At 60.1% G+C, this 16,511-nt stretch carries 14 protein-coding genes; 3 read left to right on the forward strand and 11 right to left on the reverse strand.

Annotated features, from left to right (window positions below; all coding sequences use genetic code 11):
• Positions 1-47 precede the first annotated feature (47 nt).
• Both ACWHXD_RS11040 and ACWHXD_RS11045 read right to left on the reverse strand, forming a co-directional pair.
• Positions 48-350 carry a contact-dependent growth inhibition system immunity protein gene (locus tag ACWHXD_RS11040; RefSeq protein ID WP_032892471.1) on the reverse strand — a complete coding sequence of 101 codons (303 nt, stop codon included), beginning with the start codon at positions 348-350 and terminating at the stop codon, positions 48-50.
• Positions 347-5,014 (reverse strand): RNase A-like domain-containing protein, encoded by a 4,668-nt coding sequence (locus ACWHXD_RS11045; protein ID WP_499083970.1) that lies wholly within the window; start codon positions 5,012-5,014, stop codon positions 347-349. Before ACWHXD_RS11045 ends, ACWHXD_RS11040 begins: the two co-directional genes overlap by 4 nt.
• A 273-nt stretch (positions 5,015-5,287) precedes the next feature.
• Here ACWHXD_RS11045 and ACWHXD_RS11050 point away from each other — a divergent pair, with 273 nt between their 5' ends.
• Entirely contained in the window at positions 5,288-6,373 is a 1,086-nt protein-coding gene (locus ACWHXD_RS11050; protein WP_138762683.1) for a DUF1615 domain-containing protein, read from the forward strand.
• Here ACWHXD_RS11050 and ACWHXD_RS11055 read toward each other — a convergent pair whose 3' ends face one another.
• On the reverse strand, positions 6,374-7,168 hold the full coding sequence (locus ACWHXD_RS11055) for a DUF4349 domain-containing protein (RefSeq protein WP_499083973.1): 795 nt from the start codon (positions 7,166-7,168) through the stop codon (positions 6,374-6,376).
• Between the two features lie 157 nt (positions 7,169-7,325).
• On the opposite strand from ACWHXD_RS11055, the gene ACWHXD_RS11060 reads away from it, so the two are divergent.
• Positions 7,326-7,748, forward strand: a complete 423-nt coding sequence (locus tag ACWHXD_RS11060; protein ID WP_044273557.1) for a PaaI family thioesterase — start codon at positions 7,326-7,328, stop codon at positions 7,746-7,748.
• A 707-nt stretch (positions 7,749-8,455) separates the two neighbouring features.
• Here ACWHXD_RS11060 and ACWHXD_RS11065 read toward each other — a convergent pair.
• The 3 genes from ACWHXD_RS11065 to ACWHXD_RS11075 are packed head-to-tail and all read right to left on the reverse strand — an operon-like array spanning position 8,456 to position 11,038.
• On the reverse strand, positions 8,456-9,637 hold the full coding sequence (locus ACWHXD_RS11065; protein WP_138762682.1) for an acetyl-CoA C-acetyltransferase: 1,182 nt from the start codon (positions 9,635-9,637) through the stop codon (positions 8,456-8,458).
• Positions 9,638-9,648: 11 nt separating this feature from the next.
• A complete protein-coding gene (locus ACWHXD_RS11070; protein WP_003190327.1) occupies positions 9,649-10,308 on the reverse strand; it encodes a CoA transferase subunit B in 660 nt (219 codons plus the stop codon).
• 31 nt (positions 10,309-10,339) lie between these two features.
• On the reverse strand, positions 10,340-11,038 hold the full coding sequence (locus ACWHXD_RS11075) for a CoA transferase subunit A (protein WP_003190329.1): 699 nt from the start codon (positions 11,036-11,038) through the stop codon (positions 10,340-10,342).
• 132 nt (positions 11,039-11,170) lie between these two features.
• On the opposite strand from ACWHXD_RS11075, the gene ACWHXD_RS11080 reads away from it, so the two are divergent.
• The gene (locus ACWHXD_RS11080) at positions 11,171-12,073 is read left to right on the forward strand and encodes a LysR family transcriptional regulator (RefSeq protein WP_032892460.1); all 903 of its coding nucleotides are present in this window, start codon (positions 11,171-11,173) and stop codon (positions 12,071-12,073) included.
• A 61-nt stretch (positions 12,074-12,134) separates the two neighbouring features.
• Here the strand turns inward: ACWHXD_RS11080 and ACWHXD_RS11085 are convergent, their stop codons facing one another.
• The 5 genes from ACWHXD_RS11085 to ACWHXD_RS11105 all read right to left on the reverse strand — a co-directional run bounded on the left by ACWHXD_RS11085 (position 12,135) and on the right by ACWHXD_RS11105 (position 16,415).
• Complete coding sequence (locus tag ACWHXD_RS11085) at positions 12,135-12,464, reverse strand: hypothetical protein (RefSeq protein WP_003190335.1); 330 nt, start codon at positions 12,462-12,464, stop codon at positions 12,135-12,137.
• Between the two features lie 376 nt (positions 12,465-12,840).
• Positions 12,841-13,029, reverse strand: a complete 189-nt coding sequence (locus tag ACWHXD_RS11090) for a hypothetical protein (protein WP_032892458.1) — start codon at positions 13,027-13,029, stop codon at positions 12,841-12,843.
• 8 nt (positions 13,030-13,037) lie between these two features.
• Complete coding sequence (locus ACWHXD_RS11095; protein ID WP_138762681.1) at positions 13,038-13,886, reverse strand: NAD-dependent protein deacetylase; 849 nt, start codon at positions 13,884-13,886, stop codon at positions 13,038-13,040.
• A 9-nt stretch (positions 13,887-13,895) separates the two neighbouring features.
• The gene (locus ACWHXD_RS11100) at positions 13,896-14,336 is read right to left on the reverse strand and encodes a CBS domain-containing protein (RefSeq protein WP_047710523.1); all 441 of its coding nucleotides are present in this window, start codon (positions 14,334-14,336) and stop codon (positions 13,896-13,898) included.
• 129 nt (positions 14,337-14,465) lie between these two features.
• The gene (locus ACWHXD_RS11105; protein ID WP_138762727.1) at positions 14,466-16,415 is read right to left on the reverse strand and encodes a DNA topoisomerase III; all 1,950 of its coding nucleotides are present in this window, start codon (positions 16,413-16,415) and stop codon (positions 14,466-14,468) included.
• Positions 16,416-16,511 lie beyond the last annotated feature (96 nt).

Raw genomic sequence — 16,511 nt, forward strand, 5'->3', positions numbered from 1 at the left:
CTTGCTTGCGTGGGGCTGCATAGCAGCCCCGTATCTCGGCAAGAAAATTATTTAATGGCGTTCTTTAGTACTAACGCAACATGGTTTAACCACGTTTCCCCATCACTCCATTCATTAGGGTAATAGTAATAACAGCCGATATCAGAGAGTAAAAAGTCTTGAAGATCTTGCTCTGTTTTTTTGGCCGACACTAGTTTTTCTAGCTCTGATAGCACTATTGTTATCGTCTCTTCAGACGACTCCGAAATAAAAAAATCAATTACGTCGTTTGCGCTTTTATGATCATCAACCCAATCTTGATTGAAGTACCCTGCAAGAAATTGTTGCAGCTCGGGGTAGTCCTTATTCATGGGTTTGGAAACCCTGTGTGAATTCGATATCCAGTATGCATTTTTTGGTCTCTGCGAATAATTAAGTAAATTTCTTTTCCGGGTACAGGTGTCGTAGTGTTCTTTTTGAAACTTGTGCCGATTGGCTCTGGGGATAGTTGAGTGATGACTATCTGCTGGTTGTTTCCTTCTAGGAAGTCTTTGATTTTGTCTTGATTGTTATCCAATACCTTTGAAACGGCCAGTTCAGCTGTTGCGCGATCATGAAACGTAGAGGCTGCCGGGATATGTGGTTCCTGTCTCAAGCGGTCAAGCAGTTGTTGATCAGTTCTACCGACATGCTTTTGCATAAGATGTCCTCCTGCCGCCTCATGTGCGGCTAAACCTCCTCCTGGAACGATTACGCTATAAGGCCCTTCAGGGCAGCTTGTTTTTTTACAGCTTAGTCCCAGCGGATCCACCCACCCCGTGGGATTGGGCACATACCGGTACCCATTGATCCCACTCGCCAGCTTCACTGGATCTGGCGTCAAGTAACGACCAATATCCGGATTGTAGTAGCGATGGCGGTTGTAGTGCAGCCCGCTTTCCGCATCGAAATACTGCCCTTGAAACCGCAGCGGGTTGTCGATTTTGCCTACGTCGAGCCGGGCGATTTGACCGTAGGCGCGGTAGTGGGCGGACCAGACGATTTCGCCTTCGGGGCTGGTCAGTTCCTGCGGGGTGCCGAGGTGGTCGAGTTGGTAGTGGTAGGGCTTGGTTTCTTTGGGGCCGAAACCTTCCAGTAGCGCCAGTGGGCGGAAGCTGTCGGGTTCGTAGAGGTAACTGCGATGACGCTCTGCATGGTGCTCGGCAATCAGCTTGTCGCCTTGCCAGAAAAATTCGGTGGTCTTGCCGTCGACGGTTTTGCTGATGCGCCGCCCAAATGGGTCATAGCGATAGCTGGCGGTTTGGCCGTTGGGTTGGGTGATGCCGATCAGCCGATGCTGGCAGTCGTAGCGGTATTCGGTGATGAGTTGCTGGCCTTTGCCGCGCCGTTCGCGGATGAGGTTGCCAAAGGCGTCGTAGTCGTAATGGCGGTCGCCCTGGATCATCAGACGATTCGCCGCGACGATGTCGGGGCCGGGGCGGTCTTGCATCAGCAGGTTGCCCGCTGGGTTGTGGCCGAAGCGTTCCTGTATGTCTTGGGAGTGGTCGGCGCGGGTCAGGCGGGCGAGGGGGTCGTAGTGGTAGCGGTGTTCGCCTTTGCGGGTGTCGAGCAGGCGGGTGAGGTTGCCGGCTTTGTCGTAGTCGTATTGGCGTTGGTAGAGGTGGTTCTGTTGCTGGGTGACTGCGTGGGCGTGCAGGCGGTGTTGGTCGTCGTAGTGGTAGTGGCTGAGCAGTTGGCCTTGCTGGCGCTGGTGTTCGCGGCCGCTTTTGAAGATATGTGAGGTGAGCACTTCTCCGTTGAGTTCGACGGTGGCGAGGTGGCCGCCTTTGTCGTGGTTGAAGGTGACGCGGTTGTTGTCTGGCAGGCACAGGTTTTTCAGTTGCCCGCAGGCGTCGTAGCCGTAGCGCAGGGTGCCCCAGCCTTGGTGTTCGGCGGTGAGGCGGTTTTGGCGGTCGTATTCGTAGGCCAACGCCCAGTGGCCGTCCTCGACGCTGAGGAGATTGCCTTGGCGGTCGTAGGCATAGTCGACAACGCTGGCATCGGGCAGGGTTTTTCTTACGAGGCGCCCGGCGTGGTCACGTTGGTAGCGGGTAATGAGCTGACTGCCATCGTCGCCGTATTCGGTTTTCTCCAGCAGGTTGCCGTTGAGGTCGTAGGCATACGCGGTGCGCTGGCCGTCGAAGCCGGTTTCCTGGCGGATCAGGCCATTGGGGTGGTAGTCGAGTTGGTAGGTTTCGCCGGCTTCGTTTTCGATCTCGGTGAGCAGCAGCCGGGCGTTGTCGTAGCGGTACTTGACCTGGGTGCCGTCGGCGTTGAGACGGCGGCTGATCAGGTGCAGGCCGTCGGCGTATTCGTAGCGGGTGACGTGGCCGAGTTCGTCGCGTTCGGCGATGATTTTGCCGTAGGGGTTGTAGCTGTATTCGCGGGTGGCGCCGCCTGGCAAGACGAGGCGAATCAGCCGACCGACGCTGTCCCATTCATAAACGGTCTGCGCGCCGTGTTCATCCTCACGGGCAACCTGTCGCCCCAAGTCGTCATAGCGATAACGCTTGATCCCACCCTGGGGCAATTGCTCCTCCAGCAACTGCCCACGCTCGTTCCACACCAGCCGATGACAACTGCTGTCCGGGTACCAAATCCCCGTCAGTTGCCCCTGTTTGTTGTAGCTGTAGTCAGTCGAATGGCCATCGGGATCAGTCTTGCGAATGACATCGCCTTGGTCATTACGCTCATATTTCCAGACCGCCTCCCCACGGCGCACAACCCGTACGAACCCATTGTCATGCTCGTAGGAAGTCGGCTCATCATCCCCCGGAAACAGCGCCACTAGGCGTCCGGCGTCGTCATACTGATAGGCCGTCACCGCGCCCATCGGGTCTTGCTCGACGGTCAGCCGGCCTTTGTCATCGTAAGATTTGTAATGCTGAGCGCCGTCCGGATCGATGCGCTGCACCAACCGCGCCCGCTGGTCATGGACATACACCTCCTGGCTACCATCGGCGTTATGCACGGTGACACGCCCGTCATCGCCCCAGGCATAACGCGTGTCCATCTGCGAAAAACTCGCCCAATGCCGCACACAGCGCGCCGCCTTGCCAGCGCCTTCCCACTCCCAAAAGAAACTCGCCCCACCGGCCAGTTGGCGTTCAAGAATGACGTGCTGATCGTCGTACCGATAGCGCTCGCTTTCACCGACAGCATTGGTCGCGCAAACCAGTCGGCCGTGTTCGTCATAGGCGTAGGAAACAAGGTTCTGCTCGGTCTCCCACACGTAGGGCTCACGCCCTTTGGCGCGATGCACCTGATAGTCCACCGCGACGATGCGACCCAACTCATAACGCAACAGCAACGAACGGCCAGCACCGTTATCCAGCCGCTCAATCCGCCCTGAGCGGTCCCGGCAAAGGCGCAGGCGGTTGTCATACGCATCACTGATCGAGACCAGTACGCCATCGCGAAAGTGATAGAAACGTGAGGCCTGGGCCAGTACCAGTTCACCAGGCGCCGAACCCAAATAGATCGCCGCTTCGGCCAGGCTGTTGGTGATCGCGGGTCGAGAATCGGTGGGCAAGGGCAGGGTAGTCGAGCGGTTTTCATGGTCAGTCCACACCACCGAATCGCCCGACACCACCAGCCGATGGGCCAGCGCATGGCTCCAACCAAACCCCAACCCGCAATCGACCTCCACCGCGCTGGTGCGGTACAGCCGCGTCCATTCAAACGGCAAGATCCCGTCCAACGCACCATCGGTAAGGGTCAGCAGTTCCTCGCCCGTGACCATCGACACCGGGCAACCGTGGGTAACGGTCTTGTCCGCTGGCGCCGCCGCATCCCCCTTCGGATTCGACGCCACAGCCGGCACATCATCGACAGGCTCCTGGCGGACCAACGTCGTGCGCTGGGTTTTGCCGCGCACCATCGGCACCGGGTTCGAAACCAGCGTGTCGCCCGCCTTCAATGGCACAGCCGGCACTGCCTTGACCGGCGTCCCCGCACTGCTCAGCAACACCGGTTTGGCGGCCTCCACATGGGTTTCCAGCCGAGGGCCCGCCACTTGCTTGGCCAACACCTCCAACAACGCCCGAGCCCGCCCGGATTTAACGTGACCGAGCACACGAGCCCCCAATCGCGCCACCACGCCCATCGCACCCAACACGCGAATCAGCAGCAGATTGATCAGCACCTCACCGGTAATTTCGCCCCACAGTTCAGCCATCTCAGGCGGCGGGAGCATGCGCATCCAACTGACCAGCGCCGATAGATAGATAAACAGCAGCGGCTCATCACTGAGCACCAGCAAGCCCTGGGCGATCGCGTCACTGCTCAGAGTCAGCAGTTCATCGAGTTCGGTTTGCGAAAGGTAGTGCAGCAGCTTTTCGCTATTGGGCTTAAGGTCTGCCAGCAGCGCAGACAGCTCGCCAATGTTGTCCCACAGGCTGTAAAGCGCCTTGCCCAACCCACTGGCAAAAGCCGCTTCCAGCAGGCGGCGCCGTTCCAGCGGGCGGGCGTCTGTGTAGTTTTTCCACTGGGCTTGGAAGGTGTCGGTCCACTCTTTGCGCAGCCGGGTTTCCAGTGCAGCGATCACCGACTGGTAGGACGCATACAGCGCCTGGACGTGATCCTGGGAAACGTTGGGGTAGAAACTCACCCGGTATTGCTGGTTGCGATCACACTCGGTGACTTCGAGGATGCCACTGGGGCCGATGGTCTTATGGAGGGGCTCGCCCAGCGGGCCGCCGTGTGGATCAACGCGTTGCACCACCACTGGCGTGTTGCCGATGGGCACGAACCTGGTGCTCTGGAACATATGCACCAGGGTCAAGGCCCCTGTGGCCTGGCACGTGGCCACGGTGCTGCTGGGAAACAGGGAGCGATTGATCGGCGCAACCAGCACGACCTCATCCCCGACCTTGAACACCTGTTCGACTTCCAGTGCCGAGAAGCTCCAAAAGCTTTTGGCCCACTCGTCAAAGGTGTTCAAGCAATCGCGAAAGTCACGGAAGACGCCTTCAACGTCGACCGCTTCCACGTTCATTGGCGTCAGCGCCAGCCTGCCAATGGCCGGGTTCAACTGTCGGCCCCGTCAACCGCACGCGTCACGAAAAAAACCATCTGCATTCCCTCGCACTGTTTGATCAGGCGAGGGACTTTGCAGAGGTTTGCGAGGGCGAGGAGTAGAGCTTATCCGGCAGTTGTGTGGGATGTTTCAGTTACTGCCAGGCACGGGGTTCGGCATGCCGACGAACCCCGGTTAGACTTACCTGTCGATATCTGCACTGCCCGGTCTGTCGTTAACCAAGGAAGCCCCATGTATTCAACGCGTCTGCTGCTCTGCCTCATTCCTTTGCTGGTACTGGCCGGTTGCTCCACTTCCCGTGGCCCTCAGCAGCCCGAGCGCAGTGAAGCGGAGGTGAAGGCGCAGATCGTGCGCCTGCTGCCGGCCAAGGTCGCGGACCGTAACGGCTGGGCCCAGGACATCTATACCGCCTTCGACACCCAGAAAATCTACCCCAGCACCGAAAACATCTGTGCGGTACTGGCGGTGACCGAGCAAGAGTCCACCTATCAGGTCGACCCGCCGGTGCCCGGTATGGGCAAGATCGCCCAGGATGAGATCCTGCGCCGCGCCGGCAAGGTGCATGTGCCCGCCTTCGTGGTGCGCAGCGCCTTGCAGTTGCGCTCGCCCACCGGCAAAACCTACGCCGACCGTTTGAATGCCGCCCGTACGGAGAGGGATTTGAGCGGCATTTTCGATGACTTCATCAGCATGGTGCCCCTGGGCAATACGCTGTTTGGCGGGTTCAACCCGGTACACACCGCAGGCCCCATGCAGGTCAGTATCGACTTTGCGCAGAAACAGGCGCGGGGTTATCCCTACACGGTGGACGGTACGATTCGCCGCGAAGTGTTCACCCGTCGCGGCGGTATGTACTTCGGCATCGCCCATTTGCTCGGCTACCCGGTGAGCTACGACCAGCCGCTGTATCGCTTTGCCGATTTCAATGCCGGTTGGTACGCCAGCCGCAATGCCGCGTTCCAGGCCGCGGTCAGCCGTGTGTCGGGTAAAGAGCTGGCGCTGGATGGGGATTTGATTCGCTATGGCTCATTGTTGCCCGGCACCACCGAGCTGGCGGTGCGTTCACTGGGGGCCAAGCTGGACATGCGCAACCCGAGCATCCGCAGCCAACTGGAGCAGGGCGAGCAGTTGGATTTCGAGGACACCACGTTGTACAAGCGCGTTTTCAGCCTGGCCGACCAAGCGGCCGGCAAGCCGCTGCCACGGGCGATCCTGCCGGGCATTGTGCTCAAGAGCCCGAAGATCACCCGCAACTTGACCACGGCCTGGTTTGCCAAGCGCGTGGATGAGCGCTACCAGCGCTGCCTGAAGCGCTGATCAACCGCGGCGCTTGACGAACCGGCGCCACAAGCCCACCCACAACCACACCACCGGGAACGCCAGGATCACGAAGGGCAGCACATAGCTGGCGCGTTCCAGGGCGTCTGCGGTGCCGTTCACCAGGTTGTCTCCCAGGTTGCTGAACATCCGGGTGAACCTTGACACCTGGTTGGCGCCGTCGGAGGAGCGGAAGTTCAAGGTCACACGGTTGGTGTCGAGGCGGCGTTGCTGGCCGGCGGCAACCTGGGCCAATTCCTGCAGCTCGTTTTCAATACCGGCTTGCTCTTTGCTCAGGACGATCAGGTCGCTGACGGTGATGTCCTTGCTCTTGGCCAGTTCGTCGAGACGTTGCTGCTGGGCTTGCAGGCGATCCTGGCGACGACGCACATCCGCCACGGCATCGGCCAGGTCCTCGGCCGTGGTGATGCGCTGGCCGAGCTTACCGCCTTCGGCCGCCAGGGCGACCATCGGCTCCACACCCGTGGGCGCGATCCGCAGGATGATCTGGCCACCCTGGCTGTCTTCGGTAATGCCCAGGATATTGCAGGCGCCAAAGCGCGCCGTTTCACACGCCTCGCGAGTGGCCTGCATGCGCGGCGAAAGCAGGGCACCGGGCAGGGCCAGGGTCAATTCATGTTCATAAGCCAGTTGCGCCCCGGCCTTGCCCTGTTCGCCATTGATGACGGTGGCGCGAGAGTGTTCCTTGGGGGAACAACCGGCCAAGGCCAGGCCGGCGAGCAAGAGCAACAGCGGCGCGCGAAGCGGGTGGGAGTTGCCGTCCAGGTGGCGCATGGCGTTTCCTTGAAATGTGCGGAAGAAATTGGGCGAGATTAAAGCGGGTCTGGCCCATTAACGCAAAGCATTGCTCGGGATTTGCCCGGCTGATGGTGGTGGCTGCCGGGTCGAGGCTGGCGTACATCTCAAGCCTCATACCAGGGAAGCAACCACCATGAACGCTCAGACCGTCCCCCAAGGTTTTGTCCCATTACCGCGCAGCAGCCCGTTGCTGGAACTGCTCGGCCCGGCGTATTGCCGTGGCGAAGGTTTGCAATTGGAAGTCGGCCTGCGCGCCGATCATCGTCACGCCAACGGGCGCGGTACGGTGCACGGTGGGGTGCTGGCGACGCTGGCCGATATCGGCATGGGGTACGCCATGGCGTTTTCCAGTGAGCCGCCGTTGCCGTTGATTACCGCTAGCATGACCGTGGATTACTTGGGCGCCGTGCAGGTAGGGGAGTGGATGGTGGTGCGTTTGGAAAGCCACAAGCGCGGACGGCAGATGGCGTTTGCCACGTTGAGTTTGCAGGTGGAGGAGCGGGTGGTGCTGCGGGCGAGTGCGGTGTTCGCGGTGCCGCATGCTGACAGGCAGTGAGATCAAATGTGGGAGCTGGCTTGCCTGCGATGTCGGCCTGCCAGCCGAGACTTTTCTACCTGACACGCCACAATCCAACTGTGGGAGCGGGCTTGCTCGCGAAGGCGGCCTAACAGTCAACACAGTTGGACCGGGTACATATCCGTTATTTAGGTAACGGCCACCTAGGGTTCCGCCCTGACGGCGCTCACTTTTGAACAGCGCAAAAGTAAGCAAAACGCTCTTGCCCCACCACTCGGCACCTCGCTTAGGCTCGGTGTGCCCGTAATCCGCCAGTGATTTGGGGGCCGCCGCCACGCGCCATCCATGGCGCGGGGCGGCTAAACCGGCATCCCTGCCGGTTTACCCCCCAAATCCCTGTCGAATTCCGGCCAGCGTGGTTTAACGGGGCGCCTAAGATCAAGAGCAAGATCAAGAGCGACTCGCTTCGCATCGTGGTTACCTGTGGGGTGCAGGTTCGACTTCTGTGTCGATTGAACGGCCGCCTTCGCAGGCGATCCAGCTCCCACCTTTTGAGCGAGTTGTTTCAGGGTGGAGCGAGAAAAAGAAAAGGCCTGGCTTTTCGTGGAGCCGGGCCTTTTCTGTGTTGCTCGTTATGTCTCACCTGTAGGAGCGAGCTTGCTCGCGAAGCACTCATAGGCAACAGGTTCTACCAGGAGCGCTGCGTTATCGTTGACGTTTTTCGCGAGCAAGCTCGCTCCTACAGGTCAGTTGCGTTCGAGTGCCAGGGCTACGCCTTGGCCGCCGCCGATGCACAGCGTTGCCAAGCCTTTCTTGGCGTCGCGCTTGATCATTTCATGCAGCAGGGTCACCAGTACGCGGCAGCCTGAAGCACCAATAGGGTGGCCGATGGCGATGGCGCCACCGTTGACGTTGACCTTGTCCGCGTCCCATTCCAGCTCTTTGCCCACTGCCAGGGATTGCGCGGCGAAGGCTTCGTTGGCTTCGATCAGGTCCAGGTCAGCCAACTGCCAGCCGGCCTTGTCCAGGCAGCGGCGGGTGGCCGAGACTGGGCCGATGCCCATGATGGCCGGGTCGACGCCCGCGTTGGCGTAGCTGGCGATACGCGCCAGTACGGGCAGGCCGAGGGCCTTGGCTTTGTCGGCGCTCATCAGCATCACAGCCGCAGCGCCGTCGTTGAGGCTGGAGGCGTTGCCGGCGGTGACGCTGCCGTCTTTCTTGAACGCAGGCTTGAGCTTGGCCAGGGATTCGGCGGTAGTGCCGGCGCGGGGTTGTTCGTCCACCGCGAAGGCCACCGGGTCGCCTTTGCGCTGGGGGATCAGGATCGGCGTGATCTCATCGGCAAAGCGCCCGGCTTCGATAGCAGCAGCGGCTTTTTGCTGGGAGGCGGCGGCAAAGGCGTCCTGGGCTTCGCGGCTGATGCCGTATTTGTCCACCAGGTTCTCGGCGGTGATGCCCATGTGGTAATCGTTGAACGCATCCCACAGGCCGTCGGTGATCATGCTGTCGATCATCTTCGCGTGGCCCATGCGCAACCCGGTGCGCGCGGCAGGCAATACATACGGGGCCAGGCTCATGTTCTCCATGCCACCGGCAATGATCACCTCGGCGTCGCCGCAACGAATGGCCTGGGCGCCCAGGTGCAAAGCCTTGAGGCCCGAGCCGCAGACCTTGTTCAGGGTCAGGCTCGGCACGGCGTGGGGCAGGCCGGCGAGGATCGAAGCCTGGCGCGCCGGGTTCTGGCCGCTGCCTGCGGTGAGCACCTGGCCGAGGATCACTTCATCCACTTGCGCCGGGTCCAGGCCGGTCTGCTCCAGCAGGCGACGGATTACGGCGGCGCCCAGTTCAGGAGCCGGAATATTCGCCAGCGAACCTTGGAAGCTGCCCACGGCGGTGCGGGTGGCAGCAACAATCACGACGTCTTGCATGGAATCTGTCCTCACTGGAAGTGCATTTCTGGAACGTGGTCCGGGACGATCAGTTTACCGGCGGTCTTGCTCACAATCTCTTCAACGCTGACGCCAGGTGCGCGTTCCTTGAGGACAAAAGCGCCATTTTCGATTTCCAGGTACGCCAGGTCCGTGAGCACACGCTTGATGCAGTTGGCACCGGTCAGCGGCAGGCTGCATTGGCTGAGCAACTTGGACTCACCGTCCTTGGAGGCGTGAGTCATGATCACGATGATGTTTTCTGCGCCAGCCACCAGGTCCATGGCACCGCCCATGCCCTTGACCAGCTTGCCGGGGATCATCCAGGAGGCGATGTTGCCCTGTACGTCCACTTCGAATGCGCCCAGTACAGTGAGGTCGACATGCCCACCGCGAATCATCGCGAACGACTCGGCAGAAGAGAAGATCGAGGCGCCGATGCGTGCGGTGACGGTCTGCTTGCCGGCGTTGATCATGTCGGCATCGATGGTGTCTTCGGTCGGGAACGGGCCCATGCCAAGCAGGCCGTTTTCCGATTGCAGCATCACTTCCATGCCGTCGGGGATGTAGTTGGCCACCAGGGTCGGAATGCCGATACCGAGGTTCACGTAGTAACCGTCCTGCATTTCGCGGGCAACGCGTTGAGCCATTTGTTCGCGGGTAAGCGCCATGATTGTTTCCTCTTATTGTTCTGGACGGGGATTATTTGCGGACGGTGCGCTGTTCAATGCGCTTTTCGAAGGTGCCGCAGATGATCCGGTCGACGTAGATGCCAGGGGTGTGGATCTGCGCCGGGTCCAGCTCGCCCGGTTCGACGATTTCCTCGACTTCGACCACGGTGATCTTGCCGGCGGTGGCGGCCAGCGGGTTGAAGTTCTGGGCGGTGTGACGGTAGATAACGTTACCGAAGTGGTCGGCTTTCCAGCCTTTGACGATGGCAAAGTCGCCGGTGATGGACTCTTCCATCAGATACGGGCGACCCTTGAATTCGCGGGTCTCCTTGCCTTCGGCAACGGGGGTGCCGACGCCGGTGGCGGTAAAGAAGGCCGGGATGCCTGCACCGCCTGCGCGCATTTTTTCTGCCAGGGTGCCTTGAGGGGTAAGCACCACCTCAATCTCGCCGCTGAGCAGTTGTTTCTCGAAGAGGGCGTTTTCACCCACGTAGGAAGCGATCACTTTGCTGATCTGCTTCTGTTCCAGCAGCACGCCCAGGCCGAAGCCATCGACGCCGCAGTTGTTGGAAACCACCGTCAGGTCGCGGGTGCCTTTGCGCTTGATTTCGGCAATGAGGTTTTCCGGAATGCCACACAGGCCAAAACCACCGGAGAGCACGGTCATGCCGTCTTCCAGGCCTGCCAGTGCTTCTTCATAGGACGCCACGCGTTTATCGAAACCTGCCATATGCACCTCTTTTATTGTTTGTGGTCCAGCCAGTGAGCTGAGTGTTGCGCCAGCGGATTCATTTGTTAAGTTGTTTTTTAAGGTTGATTGATTTAGAAAACAGCATAGTCCAGTCATCGTCCGGAGCAGCTCATGACCGTCAAACAGATGCGTGCCTTTCTCGCTGTCGCGCAAAGCCTGAGTTTTGCCGCTGCCTGCGAGCGCTTGCACCTTTCCCAGTCGGCGTTGAGCTTGACCATCAAGGGTCTGGAAGAAGGTTTGGGTGGGCGCCTGTTCAGCCGCAATACCCGTAACGTCGCGCTGACCCCTGAAGGTGAATCCCTGTTGCCCCTGGCCCGCCGGTTGATTGCCGATTGGGATAACGCCGAAGACGAACTGCGCCAGCGTTTTACCCTGCAACGCGGCCGAGTCACGGTGGCGGCCATGCCGTCGTTCGCGGGGAACCTGTTGCCACCGATCCTGAAGATATTCCGCGCCCGTTACCCTCAGGTGAACGTGACGGTGCATGACCTGATCAATGAGCAAGTGCTGGAGATGGTGCGCGACCGACAGGTGGAACTGGGGGTGGCGTTCGAGCCGTCTGAAGGCTCGTCATTGGCGTTCACGCCGCTGTACCTGGACCGCTTTATCGCCGTGGTTCCGGGAGATTCAGCCTTGGCCCAGCGTGCTGAAATCGACTGGAAAGCTCTATTGGAACAGCCGTTCATCACCCTGCAACGGCCTTCCACCGTGCGAGTGATGCTGGAAGAGCACCTGGGGGCCTTGCAGATGAAATTGCCCGTGGCCTTGGAAAGCCATCAACTGGCGACGGTGGGCAAGATGGTTGCCAGCGGTTTGGGGGTTAGCGCGGTGCCGGCGTTATGCGCCAGGCAGATGGAAGAGGCCGGAGCCCATTGCATTACCTTGACCGGCCCGGTGATCGAGCGGCCGATTGGGGTGCTGACCAAGCCGGGGCATGAACTGTCTGCGGCGGCGCAAGTGTTGTTTGATATCTTTCGAGATGAAGCGGGGAAGGGCAGGTTTCCAAGTTTCTAAACCGGTAAATACAAATGTGGGAGCTGGCAAGCCAACTCCCACATTAATTGAGTACTACTTATTAGTAGTAACGGTCGATCACTTTAACTTGCGAGCTGTCTTTGAAAGACGCCCAGGCATTGTTAAGTGTGTCGAACACCTGTTCGATAAAGTTGCGGTCAGCCGCGGCTTTCTTGCCGACATAACCCTGGCCACGGCGGTACATCTTCAGGCGCGCCGCCAGCTCACGGTTGTTACGGTCAAACTCGGCTTCTTCGGTATGGGGCGCCAGGCAGTCAATTTGCACTTCGCCCGATTTGCCAATCCACAGGATATGGTCGTCGAGTGTGTCTTTCTGCGCTGCGAACATCTCAGCCAATTCATCGATAGTTGGTTGGTTGTTCAGATTCATGTGTAAGCCCCTTGACCAGTTGGCGATCTATCAGTTGGTTCGTTAATACCAGTTAAGTTGTCTCCGGTTACTAAAACCGGGCGTCAGCGACGGGCTGCCGAATACGGGCAGGGTCTTGAAGCTGATGCATGTAGTCTTGCTGATGGACTGCTACGCAATGCTCTGATTGCGAAGACAAGCCGCGTTTGAGCGCCTTGTACCTGTCCCTCTCGGGGCCGGTCAGCTTCATCAATCTGCCTTGTGGGCAGTGCACATCCAGAAAAACAGCTCGGCGGTCAGACGAGCCTGTTCAAAACGCTTGTTACCAACGCTCTCGATCCGAGAGACGTCTAGATCATGCAAGGACAAAAAGGTTACGTCAACGGTTATGTAGTGATTATTTTTGCTCACTACATAAATTGCCGTGGCGACGGGGGAATGCGAGAAAACGTGACTTGGGCGTCATTTTTTGGAAGTGATGGTCGAGCGCCTTAACCCTTGTAGGAGCGAGCTTGCTCGCGAAAAACTCGGGCTCGCCGTGGGGTGTCAGGTTGCCCCGGTTATCGTTGACGATTTTCGCGAGCAAGCTCGCTCCTACAGGGAGAGCTGGTCGACCAGTAATGGCAGTAGTTGCTCGCAGGACGCCTGGATTTTTACCTGCAACAGCTCATCCCCCCGCGTCTTGCCCAGGTTGATAGCAATCACCGGCTTACCCTGTTCAACCATCGCCTTGCACAGGCGAAACGCCGAATAGGCCATCAGCGACGAACCCACCACCAACAATCCCTCGGCATGCTCTACCGCCGTCATTGCCTTGAGCGCCGTCGCCGGTGCGACGTTCTCGCCAAAGAACACCACATCCGGTTTCAGCCGTTCGCCATTGCAGTGCGGGCAGCGGGGCACCTGGAAGCGCTGTTCGAACGCGGGATCGAGCAAGGTGTCGCCATCCGGCGCTTGCACCGCATGAACCTGTGCCATGTGCGGGTTATCGACTTCCATCTGCCGTTGGATCACGTCGCGCTCGCTGCGCAGTTGGCAATCCAGGCACAGCACGCGATGCAAGCTGCCATGCAACTCGATCACACCCTGGCTGCCGGCCTGGTCGTGCAGGGTGTCGACGTTCTGCGTAATCAGCCCGCTGATATGGCCACGGTGTTGCAGCGTCGCGAGCGCAAGGTGGGCCTTGTTCGGCTGGGCAATGCGCACCCGCGGCCACCCCAGCATCGCCCGCGCCCAGTAGCGGCGCCGCGCCTCGGGAGTGGCGAGGAATTCCTGGTACATCATCGGTGGCTTGCCCCGGCGTACACCTTCACCGTCCCGGTAATCCGGGATACCCGAAGATGTACTGATCCCTGCGCCGGTCAGTACCAGAAAACGCCGGCCGGTCATGGCCCGGTGCAGGGTGTCGAGGTGGTCTTCCTGATGGTCCAGCGTGTCGAGCATGGGTTCCCCCTATTCGCCGCGGATGTACTGTTCCAGCTGCTGGATCAAGGCCGCTTGTTCGGCAATCGCTTCCTTGACCAAGTCACCGATGGACAGCAGGCCCAGCAGTTTGCCGTCTTCGACCACGGGCAGGTGGCGCAGGTGACTGTCGGTCATGATGTTCATGCATTCCTCGACACTCTTGTGAGTATCCACCGTGATCACCGGCGAGCTCATCACCTCATGGACCTTGGTGGTCACCGACGAGAGGCCCTTGAGCATGATTTTGCGTGCGTAATCCCGTTCACTGATGATGCCGACCACCACGCCATCCTTGACCACAGGCAAGGCACCGACGTTTTTCTCGGACATCCGCACCAGCGCTTCAAACACGGTGTGGTCCCATTTGATGGTATGGACGTCCTGGTTCTTCTGGTCCTTGGCTTTGAGCAGTTGTGCAACGGTCTTCATGGCGGCCACTCCGGTGTTGTTGTTGGTAGTCCAGATCCCCTACAGAATCCTAGACCGAACTCGCCGGAGCAAGGGCCAATGCGGCGTTAAACCTGTCGAAAAACGTCATGTCCCGGTTTTTTTCGGTATTTAACCGGCATTTGCCGGCTTTTTCCCGCGCTTGGGGCTGGCAGCAGCCTTACGTGGGGCGGCCTTGCGTTTCTTTTTCCACGGCGTTGCACCTCGGCCAGCGGGGCTGGCGGGGCCAGTGATGGTCATGCGCATGCCGTTGCAGCGCGCCACCTGTTTACTCATCCACGCCGCTTGCTTGGCGACGAATTCTTCCAGGCTCATTTCGCCGCTTTGCACCATGTCCAGCGCCTGTTCCCAGATGGCGGTGGTGCCGGGGTCGGCGATAGCGCGGGGCACGGCGTCGATCAGGCTGAACGCAGCCGGGGTTGCCGACAGGGCCTTGCCGTTTTTCACCAGATAACCGCGGTCCAGCAGGCCCTGAATGATCCCGGCGCGGGTGGCCTCGGTGCCGATGCCCGTGGTGTCCTTGAGTTTTTGCTTGAGCAACGGGTCCTCCACCAGCTTGGCGACGTTTTTCATTGCTTTGATCAGGTCCCCTTCGGTAAAGGGCTTGGGTGGCTGGGTCCACAGGTCCTTGAGGTTGACCTTGGCCACGGCGTAGTCGTGGCCCTGCACCAGCGTCGGCAACGCTTGGGGCGCAGGGGCTTCGCGACCTTTGGTGGGTGCCAGCGCTTCGGGCAGGGCGCGTTTCCAGCCCGGTTCGATGACCACTTTGCCCACCGCGCGCAACGCCTGGCCGGCACAGTCGAAATCGGCCTGGGTGCGGTCGTATTCATGGTTGGGCAGGAATTGCGCCAGGTAGCGCGCACGAATCAGCGTATAGACCGCACGGTGCTTGCCGGTCAGTTGGCTGATGTCCTTGCCGGCCCCGGTGGGGATGATGCCGTGGTGGGCGCTGACCTTGGCGTCGTTCCAGGCCCGCGAACGGCGCTGTGGGTCGATGTGTGGCATCAGTTCGTTGACCGCCGTGTCCGCACGGCCCAGGGCCGCCAGAATCTTCGGCGCCTCGCTGTGCTGGCTCAATGGCAGGTAACCGCAATCGCTGCGCGGGTAGGTGATGGCCTTGTGGGTTTCGTACAGGGATTGGGCGATATCCAGGGTTTCCTGGGCGCCCAGGCCAAGCTTCTTCGAACAGATCTCCTGCAAGGTGCCGAGGTCGAAGGGCAGGGGTGCCACCTCGCGCATGCGTTCGGTACGCAGTTTCACCAGCCGCGCCGTGGCGGCGTTGAGCATGGCGTCGGCGGCGTCCCGCGCCAGTTGCGGGTTGAGGCAACGGCCCTGGTCGTCACAGGCATCCTCAGGGGCGCGCCATTGGGCGGTGAAGGTCATGCGCTCGTGGCGCAGGTCGACATCGATGGCCCAATAGGCCACCGGCACGAAGTCGGCGATGCTGCGATCACGGTCCACCACCAGGCGCAGGGTCGGGGTTTGCACCCGGCCTACCGGCAGCACGCCCTGGTAACCGGATTGGCGCCCCAGCAGGGTAAACAGGCGGCTCATGTTCATGCCGATCAGCCAGTCGGCACGTGAGCGCCCCAGGGCCGAGTGATACAGGCTGAAGGTTTCTGCACCGGGTTTGAGCGCCGCCAGGGCCTTGCGAATGGAGGCGTCGTCGAGTGCCGACAGCCACAGCCGCTGGATCGGCCCGCGGTAGCGGCAATGCTCCACCAGTTCACGGGCGATCATCTCGCCTTCGCGGTCGGCGTCGGTGGCGATTACCAGTTCCTGGGCTTCCCCCAGCAAGCGCTTGACGGCCTTGTATTGGCTGGCGGTCTTGGGTTTGACCAGCATCTTCCATTTTTCCGGAACGATCGGCAGGTCGGCCAGCACCCAGCGTTTGTATTTGGCGTCGTAAGCGTCGGGCGGAGCGGTTTCCAACAAGTGGCCGATGCACCAGGTGACCGTGACTCCGTTACCCAGCCAGCAGCCATCGCCGCGGCGGCTGGCGCCGAGCACGGCCGCGATATCCTTGGCCTGGGAGGGTTTTTCACAGAGGTACAGCCGCATGGTCATCACATCAGATCAGGTTGATGCCTTGCAGGATGCTTATTTGAAGGGATTTGAGCAACCATTATCTGTATGGATGTACAGCAATTTGTGTGA

This window comes from Pseudomonas fjordensis, assembly GCF_976987115.1.

Coding starts and splice junctions, on each gene's coding strand:
- ACWHXD_RS11040 (WP_032892471.1), bottom strand. CDS start 350: ATGAATAAGGACTACCCCGAGCTGCAACAATTTCTTGCAGGGTACTTC.
- ACWHXD_RS11045 (WP_499083970.1), bottom strand. CDS start 5,014: ATGAACGTGGAAGCGGTCGACGTTGAAGGCGTCTTCCGTGACTTTCGC.
- ACWHXD_RS11050 (WP_138762683.1), top strand. CDS start 5,288: ATGTATTCAACGCGTCTGCTGCTCTGCCTCATTCCTTTGCTGGTACTG.
- ACWHXD_RS11055 (WP_499083973.1), bottom strand. CDS start 7,168: ATGCGCCACCTGGACGGCAACTCCCACCCGCTTCGCGCGCCGCTGTTG.
- ACWHXD_RS11060 (WP_044273557.1), top strand. CDS start 7,326: ATGAACGCTCAGACCGTCCCCCAAGGTTTTGTCCCATTACCGCGCAGC.
- ACWHXD_RS11065 (WP_138762682.1), bottom strand. CDS start 9,637: ATGCAAGACGTCGTGATTGTTGCTGCCACCCGCACCGCCGTGGGCAGC.
- ACWHXD_RS11070 (WP_003190327.1), bottom strand. CDS start 10,308: ATGGCGCTTACCCGCGAACAAATGGCTCAACGCGTTGCCCGCGAAATG.
- ACWHXD_RS11075 (WP_003190329.1), bottom strand. CDS start 11,038: ATGGCAGGTTTCGATAAACGCGTGGCGTCCTATGAAGAAGCACTGGCA.
- ACWHXD_RS11080 (WP_032892460.1), top strand. CDS start 11,171: ATGACCGTCAAACAGATGCGTGCCTTTCTCGCTGTCGCGCAAAGCCTG.
- ACWHXD_RS11085 (WP_003190335.1), bottom strand. CDS start 12,464: ATGAATCTGAACAACCAACCAACTATCGATGAATTGGCTGAGATGTTC.
- ACWHXD_RS11095 (WP_138762681.1), bottom strand. CDS start 13,886: ATGCTCGACACGCTGGACCATCAGGAAGACCACCTCGACACCCTGCAC.
- ACWHXD_RS11100 (WP_047710523.1), bottom strand. CDS start 14,336: ATGAAGACCGTTGCACAACTGCTCAAAGCCAAGGACCAGAAGAACCAG.
- ACWHXD_RS11105 (WP_138762727.1), bottom strand. CDS start 16,415: ATGCGGCTGTACCTCTGTGAAAAACCCTCCCAGGCCAAGGATATCGCG.